The organism is Streptomyces sp. NPDC051064 (assembly GCF_044455985.1).
Lineage (GTDB): Bacteria > Actinomycetota > Actinomycetes > Streptomycetales > Streptomycetaceae > Streptomyces.
Window position 1 is genome coordinate 157,672 of the sequence record NZ_JBITFK010000012.1, and the last position, 18,497, is coordinate 176,168.

The window sequence follows — 18,497 nt, forward strand, 5'->3', positions numbered from 1 at the left end:
ACGAAGGAAGAGGAAGAAGCGATGAGCCCCGCCGAAGACGATCCCCAGCGCGTCCTGATCGTCGACGACGAGCCCGCCGTGCGCGAGGCACTGCAGCGCAGCCTCGCCTTCGAGGGGTACGGCACCGAGGTGGCCGTGGACGGCAACGACGCCCTCGCCAAGGCCGAGTCGTACGCCCCCGACCTGATCGTCCTGGACATCCAGATGCCCCGCATGGACGGCCTGACCGCCGCCCGGCGCATCCGGTCCACCGGATCGACCACGCCCATCCTGATGCTCACCGCCCGCGACACCGTCGGCGACCGTGTCACCGGACTCGACGCGGGCGCCGACGACTACCTCGTCAAGCCCTTCGAACTGGACGAGCTCTTCGCCCGCATCCGCGCCCTGCTGCGCCGCAGCTCCTACGCGGTCGCGGCGGGCGGGCCCCTCCCCGACGACGACGTGCTGTCCTTCGCGGACCTCCGCATGGACCTGAACACCCGCGAGGTCACCCGGGGGACGCGCCGGGTGGAGCTGACCCGCACCGAGTTCACCCTCCTGGAGATGTTCCTGGCCCACCCCCGGCAGGTGCTGACCCGCGAGCAGATCCTCAAGGCGGTCTGGGGCTTCGACTTCGAGCCCAGCTCCAACTCCCTGGACGTGTACGTGATGTACCTCCGCCGCAAGACGGAGGCGGGCGGCGAATCGCGCCTCGTCCACACGGTCCGGGGCGTCGGGTACGCCCTGCGCTCCGGCGGCGGTGACGGGTGACCGGCCTGCCCCGCCGGCTCCGCGCACTGCCGCTGCGTTCACGGCTCGCCCTGCTGGTCGCCACGGCGGTCGCGGTGGCGGTCGCGGCGGTGGCGGCGGCGTGCTGGTTCGTGACGCAGCAGCAGCTGGAGCAGCAGCTGGACAAGACGCTGCGCGGGTCCAAGGTCGACCAGCTCTATCTGTCGCAGCTGTACGCGTACTGCCAGGGCGGCACCTCCCAGGAGCCCCGACCCTTCACCGGCGTGACGGTGCAGCTCATCGACTCCCAGGGCACGGTCTGCATCGCCTCCGAGGCCGCGACGTCGAAGCTTCCGGTGGGCTCCGAAGACCTGGAGGTGGCCAAACGGCAGCGTTCCTACGCCCTGCACACGGAGACGGCCGAGAACGGCACGGACATGCGGGTCTACACCACGCCGCTCGAAGTCCGGGGCCCCGGGGCGCAGTCCGGTAGCCTCGCGGTCTCCACCGCCCGCCCCATGAGCGAGGTCACCGCCCCGCTCTCCACCCTCGCCTGGGTGCTGTTCCTCGTCGCCGGCATCGGCGTCGTCGGGGCCGGAGCGGCCGGATTGTGGATCGCCCGTACCGGACTGCGGCCCGTCGACGAACTCGCCCACGCGGTCGAGCACGTGGCCGAGACCGAGGACCTGACCATCCGGATCCCCGCCGAGGGCGAGGACGAGATCGCGCGCCTCTCCCGCTCCTTCAACGCCATGACCAGCTCCCTGGCCACCTCCCGCGACCGCCAGTCCCAGCTCATCGCGGACGCCGGGCACGAGCTGCGCACCCCGCTCACCTCGCTCCGTACGAACATCGAGCTGCTCGCCCGCAGCGACGACACGGGCCGGGCCATCCCGCCCGAGGACCGCAAGGCCCTGATGTCCTCGGTCAAGGCACAGATGACGGAGCTGGCCGCGCTCATCGGCGACCTCCAGGAGCTCTCCCGCCCCGACGCCGCCCAGCCCGGCCCCCTCCAGGTGGTCGCGCTGCACGAGATCACCCGTAACGCCCTGCAGCGCGCCCGGCTGCGCGGACCGGAGCTCACCGTCACCGCCGAGCTCGCCCCCTGGTACGTACGCGCCGAGCCCGCCGCCCTGGAGCGGGCGGTCGTCAACGTCCTGGACAACGCGGTGAAGTTCAGTCCGGCCGGCGGCACGGTCGACGTCGTCCTCCACCGCGGCGATCTGACCGTACGGGACCACGGCCCCGGCATCCCGGCCGAGGATCTCCCGCACGTCTTCGAGCGCTTCTGGCGCTCCCCCTCGGCCCGCCAGCTCCCCGGCTCCGGCCTCGGCCTGTCCATCGTGGCCCGGACGGTCCAGCACGCCGGTGGCCAGATCACCCTGAGCCCCGCGGAAGGCGGCGGCACGGTGGCCTCGATCCGTCTCCCCGGGGCGCCGCAGCCACCGCCGGGGGTGTGAGGACCGGCTAGGGGGCTGTCCCGGTGGGGTCGTGGGTGATCAGATCCCCCGGCTGGCATCCGAGGACGTCGCAGATCCTCGACAGGGTCGAGAAGCGGATGGCCTTGGCCCGCCCGTTCTTGAGCACGGACAGGTTGACGACGGTGATGCCCACCCGTGCGGACAGTTCGGTGAGCGTCATGTCCTGCTCGGCCAGGATCCGGTCGAGGTGGATCCGGATCCCGTGGAGTTCCTCTTCGGCCATCAGATGGTCCCTTCGAGGTCCTCTCGCATGCGCACGCCCTCGCGTATGAACGATCCTACGATCACTGCCGCCAGGCCGGCCAGGACGAGCACCATCGGCCCGTCGATCTCCACCCCGAAGCCCACGTTCGGCGACATGCTGTCGACGAGCCAGGACTGCGACGTGCCGACCACGAGACCGGCCACCGGCGTACCCAGGGCAACGACCCAGCCCAGCACGGAGAGCCGCTTCGCCACCGCGTGGGTGAACGGGCCCTGCCGCAGGACCGCCTCCAGCAACCGGTTGAAGAGCAGCAGCGCGAGGGAGCTGAACAGCAGCCAGGGGAGTTCGCCCCCGAGGTCGGCGACGCGCTGCCCCACGGAGGGACCGTCCTGGCAGAGCCGCGTCACACTGCTGGACTCCTGCACACCGTCGCCGGTCGACATCTTGTCCGCCAGCGAGGCGTTGTGCCAGAAGTCCGTCTCCACGCAGACCGCGCCGTCGTCGAGCAGGTGCGTGACCGCCGTGCCGACGAAGGCGAGGCCGAAGAGCACCGCCATCACCAAGGTCACAGTGGCCAGGATCCTGGTGATTCGCGTGTGCATGGCGCCCCGTCCCATCGTTTTTCGATATGCCCGAGGTTAGGGGCCATATCGATATTCGACAAGCCCATGTCCTCGGCGTGAACGCCCCGCAGAGCCGGGAGGCCTGGTGTTTCCGGGCTGCGCGCAGTACAACTGGGCCCCATGTCAGACCAGCAGCCGATCCGTCACCCGGACCGGGCGCCCGGCGCGCACATGGCGTACGCGCCACCGCAGGCCCCTGCCGTCAGCGACACCTACCGGCGGTGGGCCGGCATCCTCGTCCGGATCGCCGCCGTCATCGCGTTCCTCATGGCGGCCGCGTTCGTCGCGAGCCTCGTCCTTCTGGTGCGGGCGGACGCGGACACGCGGAACGCCGCCTACGGCTACCTCGCCGTCGTCCTCTGGGCCGGGATCGTCCTCGCGATCCCGGTGCTGCTCGCGGTCGGCATCCCCGGTGTGGTCATGAGGCGGCGTGTACGGCAGCAGGGGACGTGGCCTTCGTAGGCGACACCGGCGTGCGGCTCAGCCCGTCGGGTTGTGCCGGATCAGCGACTCGACCAGGCCGGAACGGGTCGCCGGGTAGTCCAGGGGGACGATGCCGAGACCGGTCCAGCCCGCCGCCTCCGATCCGTCGAGGAACGAGTGCACCTGCGGGTTGAGCCGGTCGGAGTTCCAGCGCGGCGGCATCAGGGCGGCGGTGCTCACGTAGTTCATGAACAGCTTGCCGGGCTGCTGCGCGGCCTTGCGGAACTGCGCCTCGATCTTGGGGTACTTGCCGAACGGCTCCGCCATGTAGTCGTCCTGGATGTCGAAGACCGCCGGATCGGCGTAACGGACCCCGGGCAGGCCGCCGTTGTCCGCGAGCAGCACGACCTTGCCACGGGCGCCGCCGAGGTCCGGCAGCACGGGATCGAGGTGGAGGAGCGGGCGCCAGCCCTTGCCGTCGAGGTAGAGGTCGAAGATCCGCCGGAACGCGGCGTCGCTCTCCTCGGAGTACTCCTGCTTGACCCGCATCAGCACCGTCTCCGACGGCCGCCGGGCCAGGAAGTCCCGGCAGGCGCCCAGCACATCGTCGAAGTTCAGGTTCTGGTACGACGCCCCGTGATGGATGGCGTACGCGTCACCGCTGATCCGGCAGCGTACGTCGAGGAAGCGGATGCCGCTGTCGAGCTGCTCGGCGATCGTGGTGTTCTGGCACTCCGTCCACGGACCGCCGTACCGCGCGCCCGCGTTGTGCGTTCCTGGGATCGTGAGGCGCCGCAGCGCGGTGGCGTCGGGAACGGCGCTCATCCAGTCCTGGGTGCCGAGTGCCCTGGCGGGGGCCGCGAGGGCGGGGCCGCCGACGACGGCGGTGGCGGAGAGCGCGAGGGCTCCGGTCAGAAAGCCTCTGCGGGTGGTCAGGGATGTGGCCATACGGGAGTGCCTCCGTCTGCCGTGGGGGGTCAGCCCCCGCAGTATGACGCGCACACATCACCCCCGGAAGGCCGTCCCGAGGCGTCATCGGGAACCTGGTCTCCCGATGACGCCTCGCCGCCCGGAGCTACTGAACGACCGTGATCCGGTCCGTGGCCGGCGGGTCCAGCGGTGCGGCGGCCGTGGAGTGCGCCGCCAGGTAGGTGTTGAACAGATCCAGGTCGGACGGGCCGACCAGCTTGTTCGTGCCGGCGCCGAGGGCCGCGAAGCCGTCGCCGCCGCCCGCGAGGAACTCGTTCATCGCGACGCGGTACGTCTTCGCCGGGTCGATCGCCTCACCGTTCAGACGGATCGTGTCCGCGACCACCCGCTCGGCGCCCGACTTCGTCATGTCCAGCGTGTAGGTGAGGCCCTTCGAGACCTGGAGGATCTTGGGGGACGCCTGGTTGGAGCCGCTGACCTGCTGCTGGAGCGCGGCGACGAGTTGCGCACCGGTCAGATCGACGACGTTCATCATGTTGGTGAACGGCTGGACGGTGAACGCCTCGCCGTACGTCACCACCCCGTCGCCCTCGCTGCCCGACGCCGCGTACACCAGGTCCGAGCGGATGCCGCCCGGGTTCATGAACGCGACGACCGCGCCGCCCTTGTCCTCGGGGGCCAGGCCCTCCAGCTGGGCGTCCGCGATCAGGTTGCCCAGCGGCTTCTCGGGAGAGGTGGATCCCCGGCCGTTGATATCGGCGGAGATGAAGCCCTGCGGGCGGCCGGCGACGGGCGCGGCGAGCGTGTTCCAGCGGGCGATCAGCGCCGTCATGTCGGTGGCCTTGGCCTGGTCCCGGCTGACGACGTGGTTGGCCGACTCCACCGACGTACGCACGATGTCCTTGGTGCGGCGGTCGTAGGTGAGGGTCGTGTCGGTGTAGAGCTTGCCGAACGACGACGCCGAGGTGACCATGCGCGGCTTGCCCGAGGGGTCCGGGACCGTGCAGACGTACGCCTGGTGGGTGTGGCCCGTGACCAGGGCGTCGACCCTCGGCGTGATGCCCTTGGCGATGTCGGTGATCGGTCCGGAGATGCCGTCACCGGCGCCCGGGCTGTCGCAGTCGTAGTTGTACGAGGAGGAGGCCGGTGCCCCGCCCTCGTGGATCAGCGCGACGATGGACTTGACGCCCTGCCGGTCGAGCTCCTTGGCGTACTTGTTGACCGTCTCGATCTCGTCGTGGAACTTCAGGCCCTTGACGCCGTTGGCCGTGACGATGTTCGGCGTGCCCTCCAGGGTCACCCCGATGAAGCCGATCTTGACGCCGTTCTTCTCCCAGACCGTGTACGGCTTGAGGACCGGCTTCCCGGTCTTCTCGTCCGTCACATTGGCCGCGAGGTACGGGAAGTCCGCCCCCTTGAACTTCTTGCCCTTCTCGTAGCAGCCCTCGACGGGGTGGCAGCCACCGTTCTGCAGACGGGCGAGTTCCGTGGCCCCCTCGTCGAACTCGTGGTTGCCCACGGCCGTCACATCGAGGTCGAGCCCGTTGAGCGCCTCGATGGTGGGTTCATCGTGGAAGAGCCCCGAGAGCAGCGGGCTCGCTCCCACCATGTCGCCGCCGGCCGCCGTGACGGAGTACGGGTTGCCCTTGCGCGCGGTGCGCAGCGAGGTGGCGAGGTACTCGACACCTCCGGCCGGGACCGACTTCACCGTGCCGTCGGCCTGCGTCTCACTGACCGTCCCGGCGGAGCCGGCCGGCGGCTCCAGGTTGCCGTGCAGGTCGTTGAAGGAGAGCAGTTGCACGTCGACGGTGCGGGACGGGTGGCCGGGGCCATGGCCGTGCCCCCGGTCGTGGGCGTCGGCCGGCATCGCGGCGACGAGCGCGCCGACGGTGGCCAGTCCGGCCGCGGCGGCGAGCACCCGCCGGGGCGCACGGTTCTTCTGCGGATGCGGAGTCGCTGACATCGGTCCCCTTCGATTCTCTGGATCCTGCGTGCGGCAGCCTAGAGTCAACGCGCGTAGCGCGACAGATGTACGGGGTTACGAACTGGTTGCCGCACGCCCAGAAAGCGGTTGATCACCCTTAGGGCGTACATATGCGAGCAGAAACGTCACCGCACGCGAAAATGCCGGGAGCATGTGCCCCGTGGACAACGAACTCACGGCCAAGGCAGTGGTACCGGCTCAGCAACGGTCCGAACTGCCTCCGGGCTTCTACGAGATGGTCGACGACCTCAAGTCGATCGTGCGCGGCGCGCATGTGCGCGCACAGCTCAAGGTGAACACCGAGATGCTCCTGATGTACTGGGAGATCGGGCGGACGATCCTGGAGCGCCAGGGCGAGGAGCAGTGGGGGACGAAGGTCGTCGAGCGCATCGCCACAGAGCTGCGGACCGAGTTCCCGAACCAGCGGGGGTTCAGCCACAGCAACGTCAAGTACATGCAGCAGACGGCTCGGACCTGGCCCGACCCAATTAGCCAACAAGCTGTTGGCCAATTGCCCTGGGGCCACGTCATCACCCTCATGAGTCAGTGCAAAACCCGCTTCGAGCTGGACTTCTACGCCCAGCACGCCGTCCACCACGGCTGGTCCCGCGACCGTCTCAGCACACACATCCGCGGCGGCCTCCACCTGGCTCAGGGCGCGGCCGCCAACAATTTCGACGTCACCATCCCCGAGCAGTCCGAGGCCGCGAAGCAGATCTTCAAGGATCCGTACCGCCTGGACTTCACCCAGCTGTCGGACACAGCAGCGGAGCGCGACCTCGAGGACGCGCTCACCTCCAAGATCATCCAGTTCCTCACCGAACTCGGCTTCGGGTTCGCCTTCGTCGGCCGCCAGTACCCCCTCACCGTGGGCGATACGGAGTTCCGCATCGACCTGCTCTTCTACCACTTCAGGCTGCACCGATTCGTGGTGGTGGAGCTGAAGACCACCAAGGCTCATCCTTCGCACCTCGGGCAGCTCAGCTTCTACGTCACCGCGGTGGACCGCCTCCTCCGGGACCCGGAGCGGGACGACCGGACACTCGGCATCCTCATCGCGGAGAGCCAGGACGAGACGACCGTCGAATTCGCCCTCCAGTCGCAGAACCAGCCCCTCGCGGTCAGCACGTACGCCGCCCTTCCCTCCGGCGTGCGGGAGCTGATGCCCACCTCGGAGGACCTCTCACGCATCGCGCGTGAAGTCCTGCACCGCGAGGGCTGACAGGGCGGGTGCCCGAACCCGACCGCGCACCGGTCGGCTGCGCCCCCGCCGCCCCTCCCCCTCCCCGTACGCTCGTCCCCATGACGACTGACGCACCCCTCCCCTCCCCCGGGCGCGAGATCGAGACCCTCGACGCGCTCACCCCCGAGCAGGCCGACGCCGTCCTCGCCCTCCTCGGTGAGGCGGCCGGGACCGACGGCCGACAGGCCGTCTCCGAGCAGGGGCGGCTGCAGTTGAGGGGCGGGCACCGTGAGGGCGTCCGGCATTTCCTGCTGAACGTCGACGGCACCCTGGCCGGATACGCGCAGCTGGAGGACACGGACCCCGTCGAGGCTCCCGCCGCCGAACTCGTCGTCCACCCCTCCCACCGCGGACGCGGACACGGGCGCGCCCTGGGTGCCGCGCTCCTCGCCGCGACCGGGAAGCGGCTGCGGGTCTGGGCGCACGGCGGCAAGTCGGCCGCCCGGCACCTCGCCCAGGTGCTGGGCCTCTCCCTCTTCCGCGAACTGCGCCAGCTGCGCCGCTCCTTGACCGACCTCGACATCGCCGAGCCGGTGCTTCCGCCGGGCGTCACCGTCCGCATCTTCGTCCCGGGGCAGGACGACGCGGCCTGGCTCGCCGTCAACAGGGCCGCCTTCGCCCATCACCCCGAGCAGGGCTCCCTCACCCAGCGCGACCTGGACGACCGCAAGGCCGAGCCGTGGTTCGACCCGGAGGGCTTCTTCCTGGCCGAGCGCGACGGCGAGATCATCGGCTTCCACTGGACGAAGGTGCACGCGGAGGACGAGCTCGGCGAGGTCTATGTGGTCGGCATCCTCCCCGACGCCCAGGGCGGCGGGCTCGGCAAGGCGCTCACCGCGATCGGACTGCGGCACCTGGCCTCCCGGGGGCTGCCGACGGCGATGCTCTACGTGGACGCCGACAACCCGGCCGCCCTGTCGGTGTACGAGCGGATGGGCTTCGCCACACACGAGGTCGACCTGATGTACCGCACGGAGTCCTGAACACGCCCAGCAGGCAAAGGGGCGGCGTCACTTGACGCCGCCCCTTCTTTCCGACACCCTTTCACTACTCAATTAGTGAAAGGGTGGTGCAGATGGCAGGATCCGCAGCGGTCGAGTTCCGCATCGACCGGCGCAGCGGCGTCGCCACCTATCTGCAGATCGTGCAGCAGACCAAGCAGGCGCTCCGCCTCGGTGTGCTGGAGCCGGGCGACCGGCTGCCGACGGCCCGTGAGGTCGTCGAGGCCACGGCGATCAATCCGAACACCGTGCTCAAGGCCTACCGCGAGCTGGAACGCGAAGGCCTCGTCGAGGCCCGCCGCGGCCTCGGCACCTTCGTCCGCCGCACCCTCGGCAGCGCGGCCGTCACCACCGACGCGGCCCTGCGCGCCGAACTCACCGGCTGGACCCGCAGGGCCCGCGCCGCGGGTCTGGACAAGGACGACGTGAGCGCGCTCTTCACCGACGTACTGGACAGCACATTCAAGGGGGACCAGGACTCATGACAGGCGCCGCGATCGAGGCGAACGGCCTCGGTATGACGTACGGACGGAAGCGGGGGCGGGCCCTGCGCGACTGCTCGTTCCGGCTGCCCGCAGGACGGGTCTGCGCCCTCGTCGGGCCCAACGGAGCCGGGAAGTCCACACTGCTCGCCCTCACCGCCGGCCTGCTCCGGCCCACCGAGGGCTCGGTGCGCGTACTCGGCACCGGTCCTGGAGAGGCGCGGCCCCGCATCGCGTACGTCTCCCAGGACAAGCCGCTGTATCCGCAGCTCACCGTGGCCGACACCCTGTGGGCGGGCCAGGAGCTCAACCCCGCCACCTGGGACCGCGCGGCGGCCGACCGGGTCGCCGGACCGCTCCCGCAGGACGCGAAGGTCCGGGCGCTCTCCGGCGGGCAGCGGACCCGGCTCGCCCTCGCCCTCGCGCTGGGCAAGCGGCCCGAACTGATGCTGCTGGACGAGCCGATGGCCGATCTCGACCCGCTCGCCCGGCACCAGCTGATGGGCGTCCTGATGGCCGAGGCGGCCGAGAACGCCACCACCATCGTGATGTCCTCGCACATCCTCACCGAGCTCGAAGGCTCCTGCGACTACCTCCTGTTCGTCGACGGCGGCCGGGTCCGGCTCGGCGGCGAGAGCGAGGACATCGTCGCCGCGCACGCCCTGGTCACCGGTCAGGCCCGCGATCTCACCCCGCACACCGTCGTCGAATCGCGCACGACGGGGCGTCAGCTCACCGCGCTCGTACGCAGGGAGGGTCCGGTGGACCCCGCCGCCTGGGACGTCACGCAGCCCTCCCTGGAGGAGCTGCTGCTCGCCCATCTCCGGTCTCCGGAGGCACCGCCGCTGCTCACCCCCAGCGCGTCCAACGAACCGGCCCGGACGGTGGCAGCCGCATGAGCACTCTCACCACCCTGCGCGGCCCCGCCCGGGTCGTGGTGCGCCAGCACCGCAGCACCCTGCGCGCCGCGGGACTTCTCGCCCTGGCCGGGCTCGTCGTCGTCATCGGCTTCGCGCTGTGGGCGTCCCACCTGATCGACGAGTTCGAGGCGGGCTCCTGCAAGGCCTCGGGCGTCTCCGGACCCGCGTGCGACCAGCGGATCGTGGACTTCAACGGGTCGATGTCCCTGTTCAGCGCCGTGCTCATGTACGCGGGCCTGGTCGTGACGGTCCTGCCGGGGATCATCAGCGCCTTCATCGCCGGCCCCCTGATCGCCCGGGAGCTGGAGAGCGGCACCTACCGCGTGGCCTGGACCCAGTCCGTGACGCCCGCCCGCTGGCTGGCTGCCAAGCTCGCCGTGCCCGCGGTGCTCCTCGTCGCCGGTGTGACCGTGCTGTCCGCCGTCCTCGCCTGGGCACAGACACAGACGGCCACGGACTTCTCGGTCGACTGGTTCGACGCCCAGGTCTTCGGCGCGACGCTCCCCGTGATCATCGGCTACACGCTGCTCGGCATCGCCGTGGGCGCGCTCACGGGTCTGCTCCTGCACCGCACCGTGGCCGCGATGGCGGTGGCCGCCGTCGTCACCGGCACGGTGATGGTGGCCCTCGGAGCCTTCCGGAGCGCCCTCTGGCCCCTGCGGACCGCGATCAGCACGACCGACGGACCCTCGCACGTCCCCCTCGACTCCTGGGTGGTCGAAGTCGGCCGCGTCACCGCGAGCGGCGACCGGCTGCCCATGGATGTGTGCTGGCCACGCGCGAGCGAGGCGCAGGAGGCCCGGTGCCTCGCCGAACGCGACGTCACGGGCATGTTCGTCGACCACCACCCGGCCTCCCACCTCTGGCCCCTCCAGCTCGTCGAGACGGGCATCGTGCTCGTCCTCGCCGCCCTGGCCGTCGCCGTCGCGTTCCGCGTCCTGCGCCGCCGCACCGTCTGAGAGCCGCCTTCCGCCCGGGCCCCGGGGGAGCCCGGGCGGGAGGTTCACCTACGGTGAGAAGGGGTCGGCACCCGCAGCCACACCGCTTCCTGTACGTCATGTCACCGTTACCGGCCATTCAGACGGGCTTGCGACCCTCACGGGATGCAGCCAGCTGTGCCCGCCCCCCGCAACGGGAGCGGCCCCGGTCCAGGGGCCACTTCCGCTCCTTCCGCGATCTTTCCGGGCTCCGACGCGCCTCAGGAGCCGAACGCGCGGAAGAATAGGTCCATGAGCCAGCAGCCCAGCTCCGAGGTCCCGGTCCAGCCCGCCCAGCCGTCGGTCGGCTCCCTCGCCGCCCACCGGCCCCACGCCGTCGCGGGCGCGGTGCCCGCGGGTCTGTCCACAGCCGCCGACCTCGACCCCGATCTGGACAACGACCCGGACGCCTACGAGCCCGAGGGCGACGGCGACGAGCTGCCGCAGGGACGGTTCCTCGACCGGGAGCGCAGTTGGCTCGCGTTCAACGAACGCGTTCTGGAACTCGCCGAGGACCCCGCCACACCACTACTCGAACGGGCTAACTTCCTCGCGATCTTCGCCTCGAACCTGGACGAGTTCTTCATGGTGCGGGTCGCCGGTCTCAAGCGCCGTATCGCGACCGGTGTCGCCACCCGCTCCGCGTCCGGACTGCAGCCCCGCGAGGTCCTCGACCTGATCTGGACCCGCTCCCGCGAGCTCATGGCCCGCCACGCCGCCTGCTACCAGCAGGACATCGCGCCGGCCCTGTCCGACGAGGGCATCCAGCTGGTCCGCTGGCCCGAGCTGACCGAGAAGGAACAGGCCCGCCTGTTCACCTTCTTCCGGCAGCGGGTCTTCCCCGTGCTGACCCCGCTGGCCGTCGACCCCGCGCACCCGTTCCCGTACATCTCCGGGCTCTCGCTGAACCTCGCCGTCGTCGTGCGCAACCCCGTCAGCGGCCACCGGCACTTCGCCCGCGTCAAGGTGCCGCCGCTGCTCACCCGCTTCCTGGAGGCGTCCCCGCAGCGTTACGTCCCGATAGAGGACATCATCGCGGCCCACCTCGAGGAGCTCTTCCCGGGCATGGAGGTCCTCGCCCACCACATGTTCCGGGTCACCAGGAACGAGGACCTGGAGGTCGAGGAGGACGACACCGAGAATCTGCTCCAGGCCCTGGAGAAGGAGCTCATGCGGCGCCGCTTCGGCCCGCCGGTCCGCCTCGAGGTCGAGGAGTCCATCGACCCGTACGTCCTGGACCTGCTCGTACGCGAGCTGAAGATCTCCGAGACCGAGCTCTACCCGCTTCCGGGCCCCCTCGACCTCACCGGGCTGTTCGGCATCGCGTCGCTGGACCGGCCCGAGCTGAAGTACCCCAAGTTCATCGCCGGCACCCACCGCGACCTGGCCGAGGTCGAGTCCGCGTCCGCGCCCGACATCTTCGCCGCCCTGCGCGAACGCGATGTGCTGCTGCACCACCCGTACGACTCCTTCTCCACCTCCGTCCAGGCCTTCCTGGATCAGGCCGCGGGCGACCCGGACGTCCTCGCGATCAAGCAGACGCTGTACCGGACCTCCGGTGACTCGCCGATAGTCGACGCCCTGATCGACGCGGCCGAGTCCGGCAAACAGGTCCTCGTCCTCGTCGAGATCAAGGCGCGCTTCGACGAGCAGGCCAACATCAAGTGGGCCCGCAAGCTGGAGGAGTCCGGCTGCCACGTCGTCTACGGCCTCGTCGGCCTCAAAACCCACTGCAAGCTGTCGCTCGTCGTCCGCCAGGAGGGCGACACACTGCGCCGCTACTCCCACGTCGGCACCGGCAACTACCACCCCAAGACAGCACGGCTCTACGAGGACCTCGGCCTGCTGACCGCCGACCCGCAGGTCGGGGCGGACCTCTCCGACCTCTTCAACCGGCTCTCCGGCTACTCCCGCCGCGAGACCTACCGCCGGCTGCTGGTCGCCCCGAAGTCCCTGCGCGACGGTTTGATCGCCCGCATCAACAAGGAGATCACCCACCAGCGCGCCGGGCGCTCCGCGTATGTACGCATCAAGGTCAACTCGATGGTCGACGAAGCGGTCATCGACGCCTGCTACCGGGCGGGTCAGGCCGGTGTGCCGGTCGACATCTGGGTGCGCGGCATCTGCGCGATCCGCCCCGGCGTCAACGGACTCTCCGAGAACGTCCGGGTCCGCTCGATACTCGGCCGCTTCCTCGAACACTCCCGGCTCTTCGCCTTCGGCAACGGCGGCGAACCCGAAGTGTGGTTCGGCAGCGCCGACATGATGCACCGTAACCTCGACCGCCGGATCGAAGCACTGGTCCGCGTCACCGACCCCGCGCATCGCGCCGCTCTCAGCAGGCTCCTGGAAACAGGGATGTCCGACACCACCTCCTCCTGGCACCTGGGCCCCGACGGAAACTGGACCCGGCACTCCACGGACGCGGACGGGCAGCCGCTGCGGCACGTACAAGAGATGCTCATTGACGCCCGGAGGCGCCGGCGTGCGACGCCCTGACCACCAGACGAGGACCCTCTCCGCGGAAGCGGTCCTCGCGCCCTACCTGCGCGAACAGGCCGCCTGCTTCCTACGGGGCCTGCGGCTGCACCGCGAGCACAGTGCCCCCGCGGACGCCGGCACGCAGAGTGCCGACGACGCCGCCCGCGCGCTGCGCCACGCGGCGCGCCGGATCAGCGGCACGCTGCACACCTTCCGGGCTGCGCTCGACCCGGCCTGGGCCGACCAGCTCCGCGCCGAACTGGTCTGGCTCTCCGGCACCCTGGCCCGCGAGCACGCGTACGCCACGCGGCTCGGCCGGCTCCTGGAGGCGCTGCACCAACTCTCCGGCGCCTCGCTCCCGGCGGCCCGGCCCGCTCCGGGCGAGGGCCCGGACGCCGGCGACAAGGAGCGGGCCGCGCTCGGTGTCGGCGCGGCCCGGGCCGGGGCACTCCTGGAGCGCCGACTGACCCTCGCCCGGACCCGCGCCCACTCGGCGGCGCTCCAGGCCATGGGCTCCTCCCGCTTCCACGCCGTCGCGGACGCCGTCGCGCTGCTCGCCTCGGAGGTCCCCCTGTCGGCCTCGGCGGCGGAACGGCCGGAGGAGGTGCTGCACGCACCGGCCGAGCTGGCCGAACAGCTGATGCTGGACGCGGTGGCCGCGCTCCCGCCCGACGAGGCGGTGGAGCCGTACAACGAGGCCCACGACGCCCTCTGGCACCAGGCCCGCCTGCTGCTGCGGCTCCACCGGTACGCGCACGAGATGCTGCGGGGCGCCCCCGATCCGGCCCTGGCCGGGCCGGGACACGCGCTGGACCTGCACCGGGACGCGGCAGAGGCCGCGGCGGCCGCGGCGGCGGCGGCGCGCACCCCGCGCATCGCCCCCGCGACGGCGTACGCCCTGGGGGTGCTCCACGCCGACCAGCGGCACGAGGTGGAGGCGGCGCGCGCCGTGTTCCGGGAGACCTGGCCGTACGCGGCGGCCGTGACCGCGCCATGAGCGACACACCGGTCCTGGCCGCGGGGTGCGTGCTGTGGCGCCGCGCCCCGGACGGCGGCCTGGAGATCTGCCTGGTCCACCGGCCCCGCTACGACGACTGGTCGTTCCCCAAGGGCAAGCTGAAGCGCGGCGAGACGACGCTGGAGGCCGCCCTGCGCGAGGTCCTGGAGGAGACGGGCCACCACTGCGTGCCGGGCGCCGCCCTGCCCACCGCCCACTACATGGCGAACGGGCGCCCCAAAGAGGTCAGCTACTGGGCGGCGGAGGCGGCGGACGGCGATTTCGAGCCCAACGACGAGGTCGACCGACTGGCGTGGCTCTCGCCCGGCACGGCCCGTGCCCGCCTGAGCCGCCCCGGCGACCGCGTCCAGCTGGACGCCTTCCTGGAGAGCCGCCCGCAGGTCTGAGGGCCTTGCCGCTCGGCACCCCTGCGCCGTCGCCGGGCCCGCCCGGCACATGAGTACGTCCCCTTCGGGCCCGCCGGCCACGCCCGCCGCGCGAGGGAACCAGCCCGCCCTACACGGTTCACCTGCCGTTCACTCTCCCCCGCAGGCCGCTTCACCTGTTCTGCCTAATTTCGGACGTACGAGGTGCACGGCGCCAAGCCGCCGCACCACTCCGCATCGCACGCCGCCTCGTCCCCACCAGCCGCGGCGGCTCCTGGAAGGAACACCCCGAAAGTGAAGCTTCAGCGCAAGAACCGGCTTCGTGCCACCGCGCTCGGTGCCCTCGCCGTCTCCGGCGCCCTGGTCCTCACGGCGTGCGGTTCGGACGACAACACCGGGGCCGGCGCGGACGGCGGCAACACGAGTGCCGCCGCGTCGAACATCAAGTGCGACGGCGCCGAGGGCCAGCTGCGCGCTTCCGGGTCCAGTGCCCAGAAGAACGCGATGGACCTCTGGGTCAAGAACTACATGGCCGCCTGCTCCGGCGTGGAGGTCAACTACAGCTCCTCCTCCTCCGGCGAGGGCATCGTCGCGTTCAACCAGGGCACCGTCGGCTTCGCCGGCTCGGACTCCGCCCTGAAGCCCGAAGAGGTCGCCGAGTCGAAGAAGATCTGCAAGACCGGCCAGGGGATCAACCTCCCGATGGTCGGCGGCCCGATCGCGGTCGGCTTCCACCTGGAGGGTGTCGACAGCCTCACGCTCGACGCCTCCACGCTCGCCAAGATCTTCGACAACAAGATCACGAAGTGGAACGACCCGGCGATCGCCAAGCTCAACGACGGCGTCAAGCTGCCGGCCACGGACATCCAGGCCTTCCACCGCTCCGAGGACTCCGGCACCACGCAGAACCTCGGCAAGTACCTGAACGCCGCGGCCCCGAGCGACTGGAAGTACGAGGCCGAGAAGAAGTGGCCGGCCCCCGGTGGCCAGGCAGCGTCCGGATCCTCCGGCGTCGCCAGCCAGGTGAAGGCCGTCAACGGCTCCATCGGCTACTTCGAGCTGTCGTACGCCAAGTCGCAGGACATCACCACCGTCGACATCAACACGGGAGGCGCGACCCCGGTCGAGGCCACCTCGGAGAACGCCTCCAAGGCCATCGCCGCCGCCAAGGTCAAGGGCACCGGCAAGGACCTGGCGCTCGACCTCGACTACACCACCAAGGCCGAAGGCGCCTACCCGCTGGTCCTGGTGACGTACGAGGTCGTCTGCGACACCGGTAACAAGGCCGACACCCTCGGCACCGTCAAGTCCTTCCTGACCTACACCGCCTCCGCGGACGGCCAGAAGGTCCTCACCGACGCCGGCTACGCCCCGATCCCCGAGGCGATCAACACCAAGGTCCGCGAGACGGTCGCCGGCCTGAAGTAGCACGACACGCACGCACAGGCGGGCCGGTCCGGCGCACCCCTCCGGACCGGCCCCCACCGCCCGACCATCCGGTGCACCGCCGCCAGGAGAGCAGCCGCTCCCCCACACAGACCGGAAAGACCATGGCTTCCACCACACCGCTCGACATCCCACCGGCTCCGCCGGAAACACGCGCCCGTCCCAAGTCCACCGGGCGGGCAGGCGACAAGATCTTCCTGGGCCTCTCACGCGGCTCAGGCATCCTGCTTCTCGTGATCATGGCGTCGATCGCCGTGTTCCTCAGCTACCGCGCCTTCATCGCCATATCGAAGGACGAGGGCAACTTCCTCACCACCCTCGACTGGAACCCGGCCGGCGACCCGCCCGTCTTCGGCATCGCGGTCCTGCTCTTCGGCACGGTCGTCAGCTCGATCATCGCGATGATCATCGCGGTTCCGATCGCTGTCGGCATCGCCCTCTTCATCTCGCACTACGCGCCGCGCAAGCTGGCCGCCCCCCTCGCCTACGTGATCGACCTGCTCGCCGCGGTGCCCAGCATCGTCTACGGCATCTGGGGCGCTCTCGTCCTCGTCCCGTACCTGGAGGGCCTGAACCTCTGGCTCGACCAGTTCTTCGGCTGGACGTACATCTTCGAGAAGACCGAGATCGGCGTCCCCCGCTCGCTCTTCACCGTCGGGATCCTGCTCGCGATCATGATCCTGCCGATCGTGACCAGTGTCAGCCGTGAGGTCTTCCTCCAGGTCCCGAAGATGAACGAGGAGGCGGCGCTCGCCCTCGGCGCCACCCGCTGGGAGGTCATCCGCCTCTCGGTGCTGCCCTTCGGCCGCTCCGGCATCATCTCGGCCTCGATGCTCGGCCTGGGCCGTGCGCTCGGCGAGACGATGGCCGTCGCCACGGTCCTGTCGCCGAGCTTCCTCATCTCGCTCCACGTGCTCAATCACGGCGGCGGAACCTTCGCCCAGAACATCGCGGCCAAATTCGGTGAGGCCGACGAATTCGGACGCGACGCCCTGATCGCCTCGGGCCTCGTCCTCTTCGTCCTCACCCTGCTGGTCAACGGCGCGGCCCGGCTCATCATCGCCCGCCGCAAGGAGTACTCGGGGGCCAACGCATGACCCACGCCACCACCACCGACATCCAGGACAACCGCCCCCGGACCTCGCCGGAACCCGGTAAGGGCGGCCTCAGCAGCCGCAGCCTTCCCCGCTGGTCCCCGGCCGGCTTCGCCGTCGTGGCCATCGCGCTCGGTGTGGGGATCTCCCTGGCGGCCGGCTGGCACAGCCGCGTCCAGTGGGGCCTGATCTCCGCCCTGCTCTTCCTGGTCATCTCGTACGTCGCGACGACCGCGGTCGAGAACAAGCGCCAGGCCAAGGACCGCCTCGCCACCAGCGTCGTCTGGGTCTGCTTCCTCGTCGCCGTCGTCCCTCTCGCCTCGCTGCTCTGGACCACGATCAGCCGCGGCGTCGAGCGCCTCGACGGCTACTTCCTCACCCACTCGATGGCCGGTGTCCTCGGTCCCGAGGCCAGCGGCGGCGTCTACCACGCGCTGATCGGCACCCTTGAGCAGGTCGGTATCGCCACGGTGATCTCCGCCCCCCTGGGTCTGCTGACCGCGGTCTACCTGGTCGAGTACGGCAAGGGCACGCTCGCCAAGGCCGTCACCTTCTTCGTCGACGTCATGACGGGCATCCCGTCCATCGTCGCCGGTCTGTTCATCCTGTCGATCATGCTGATCGCGAAGCTGGAACCGTCCGGCCTGATGGGCGCCCTGGCCCTGACGATCCTGATGGTCCCCGTCGTGGTCCGCTCCACCGAGGAGATGCTCAAGCTCGTCCCCAACGAGCTCCGCGAGGCCTCCCTCGCGCTCGGCATCCCGAAGTGGCGCACCATCCTGAAGGTGGTCCTGCCCACCGCGATCGGCGGCATCACCACCGGCGTCATGCTCGCCATCGCGCGCATCGCGGGAGAGACGGCACCGATCATTCTGCTGGTCTTCGGCAGCCAGCTGATCAACAGCAACCCCTTCGAAGGCGCCCAGTCCTCGCTGCCGTTCTACATCTACGAGCAGTACAAGGTCGGCGAGGCCGCGTCCTACGACCGCGCCTGGGCCGCAGCCCTGGTGCTGATCGCCTTCGTCATGATCCTCAATCTGGTGGCCCGCGGCATCGCCCGCTGGAAGGCCCCGAAGACCGGCCGCTGAGGCCACGCAGAAAGCAGTTGATTCC

At 70.4% G+C, this 18,497-nt stretch carries 18 protein-coding genes; 14 read left to right on the forward strand and 4 right to left on the reverse strand.

The window, feature by feature from the left end:
• The first annotated feature begins 21 nt into the window (after positions 1-21).
• Together ACIBCU_RS34655 and ACIBCU_RS34660 are read left to right on the forward strand one after the other, a co-directional pair.
• Positions 22-753, forward strand: coding sequence for a response regulator transcription factor (locus ACIBCU_RS34655; RefSeq protein ID WP_399236365.1), 732 nt, complete (start codon positions 22-24; stop codon positions 751-753).
• On the forward strand, positions 750-2,171 hold the full coding sequence (locus ACIBCU_RS34660) for a sensor histidine kinase (protein WP_399236367.1): 1,422 nt from the start codon (positions 750-752) through the stop codon (positions 2,169-2,171). The genes ACIBCU_RS34655 and ACIBCU_RS34660 overlap by 4 nt, the downstream gene beginning before the upstream one ends.
• A 7-nt stretch (positions 2,172-2,178) precedes the next feature.
• On the opposite strand, the gene ACIBCU_RS34665 is transcribed toward ACIBCU_RS34660, so the two are convergent.
• Complete coding sequence (locus ACIBCU_RS34665) at positions 2,179-2,415, reverse strand: helix-turn-helix transcriptional regulator (RefSeq protein WP_362932604.1); 237 nt, start codon at positions 2,413-2,415, stop codon at positions 2,179-2,181.
• On the reverse strand, positions 2,415-2,999 hold the full coding sequence (locus ACIBCU_RS34670; RefSeq protein ID WP_399236369.1) for a DUF2975 domain-containing protein: 585 nt from the start codon (positions 2,997-2,999) through the stop codon (positions 2,415-2,417). The genes ACIBCU_RS34665 and ACIBCU_RS34670 overlap by 1 nt, the downstream gene beginning before the upstream one ends.
• Positions 3,000-3,140: 141 nt before the next feature.
• On the opposite strand from ACIBCU_RS34670, the gene ACIBCU_RS34675 reads away from it, so the two are divergent.
• Positions 3,141-3,482, forward strand: coding sequence for a hypothetical protein (locus tag ACIBCU_RS34675; RefSeq protein ID WP_399236371.1), 342 nt, complete (start codon positions 3,141-3,143; stop codon positions 3,480-3,482).
• Between the two features lie 18 nt (positions 3,483-3,500).
• Here the strand turns inward: ACIBCU_RS34675 and ACIBCU_RS34680 are convergent, their stop codons facing one another.
• Positions 3,501-4,391: a phosphatidylinositol-specific phospholipase C gene (locus ACIBCU_RS34680; protein WP_399236373.1), complete on the reverse strand. Its 891-nt coding sequence runs from the start codon at positions 4,389-4,391 to the stop codon at positions 3,501-3,503.
• 127 nt (positions 4,392-4,518) lie between these two features.
• Positions 4,519-6,336, reverse strand: coding sequence for a bifunctional metallophosphatase/5'-nucleotidase (locus ACIBCU_RS34685; RefSeq protein ID WP_399236375.1), 1,818 nt, complete (start codon positions 6,334-6,336; stop codon positions 4,519-4,521).
• Between the two features lie 181 nt (positions 6,337-6,517).
• Between ACIBCU_RS34685 and ACIBCU_RS34690 the strand changes: the two genes are divergently transcribed.
• From ACIBCU_RS34690 to pstA, 11 genes are all read left to right on the forward strand, one after another.
• A complete protein-coding gene (locus ACIBCU_RS34690; protein ID WP_399236377.1) occupies positions 6,518-7,579 on the forward strand; it encodes a YhcG family protein in 1,062 nt (353 codons plus the stop codon).
• Positions 7,580-7,659: 80 nt separating this feature from the next.
• Positions 7,660-8,583: a mycothiol synthase gene (gene mshD / locus ACIBCU_RS34695; protein ID WP_399236379.1), complete on the forward strand. Its 924-nt coding sequence runs from the start codon at positions 7,660-7,662 to the stop codon at positions 8,581-8,583.
• A gap of 92 nt (positions 8,584-8,675) precedes the next feature.
• Entirely contained in the window at positions 8,676-9,086 is a 411-nt protein-coding gene (locus ACIBCU_RS34700; protein WP_362932590.1) for a GntR family transcriptional regulator, read from the forward strand.
• Positions 9,083-9,982: an ABC transporter ATP-binding protein gene (locus ACIBCU_RS34705; RefSeq protein WP_362932588.1), complete on the forward strand. Its 900-nt coding sequence runs from the start codon at positions 9,083-9,085 to the stop codon at positions 9,980-9,982. The genes ACIBCU_RS34700 and ACIBCU_RS34705 overlap by 4 nt, the downstream gene beginning before the upstream one ends.
• Positions 9,979-10,962 carry a hypothetical protein gene (locus tag ACIBCU_RS34710; RefSeq protein ID WP_399236382.1) on the forward strand — a complete coding sequence of 328 codons (984 nt, stop codon included), beginning with the start codon at positions 9,979-9,981 and terminating at the stop codon, positions 10,960-10,962. Before ACIBCU_RS34705 ends, ACIBCU_RS34710 begins: the two co-directional genes overlap by 4 nt.
• Positions 10,963-11,232: 270 nt before the next feature.
• Positions 11,233-13,479, forward strand: a complete 2,247-nt coding sequence (locus ACIBCU_RS34715; RefSeq protein ID WP_362932584.1) for an RNA degradosome polyphosphate kinase — start codon at positions 11,233-11,235, stop codon at positions 13,477-13,479.
• Positions 13,466-14,458, forward strand: a complete 993-nt coding sequence (locus ACIBCU_RS34720; RefSeq protein ID WP_399236384.1) for a CHAD domain-containing protein — start codon at positions 13,466-13,468, stop codon at positions 14,456-14,458. The genes ACIBCU_RS34715 and ACIBCU_RS34720 overlap by 14 nt, the downstream gene beginning before the upstream one ends.
• The gene (locus ACIBCU_RS34725) at positions 14,455-14,865 is read left to right on the forward strand and encodes an NUDIX hydrolase (protein ID WP_362932580.1); all 411 of its coding nucleotides are present in this window, start codon (positions 14,455-14,457) and stop codon (positions 14,863-14,865) included. The genes ACIBCU_RS34720 and ACIBCU_RS34725 overlap by 4 nt, the downstream gene beginning before the upstream one ends.
• A 273-nt stretch (positions 14,866-15,138) precedes the next feature.
• Entirely contained in the window at positions 15,139-16,272 is a 1,134-nt protein-coding gene (pstS, locus tag ACIBCU_RS34730; RefSeq protein ID WP_362932578.1) for a phosphate ABC transporter substrate-binding protein PstS, read from the forward strand.
• 122 nt (positions 16,273-16,394) lie between these two features.
• A complete protein-coding gene (pstC, locus tag ACIBCU_RS34735) occupies positions 16,395-17,387 on the forward strand; it encodes a phosphate ABC transporter permease subunit PstC (protein WP_399236387.1) in 993 nt (330 codons plus the stop codon).
• Entirely contained in the window at positions 17,384-18,472 is a 1,089-nt protein-coding gene (gene pstA, locus ACIBCU_RS34740) for a phosphate ABC transporter permease PstA (RefSeq protein ID WP_399236389.1), read from the forward strand. The genes pstC and pstA overlap by 4 nt, the downstream gene beginning before the upstream one ends.
• The last annotated feature ends 25 nt before the right edge of the window (positions 18,473-18,497 follow it).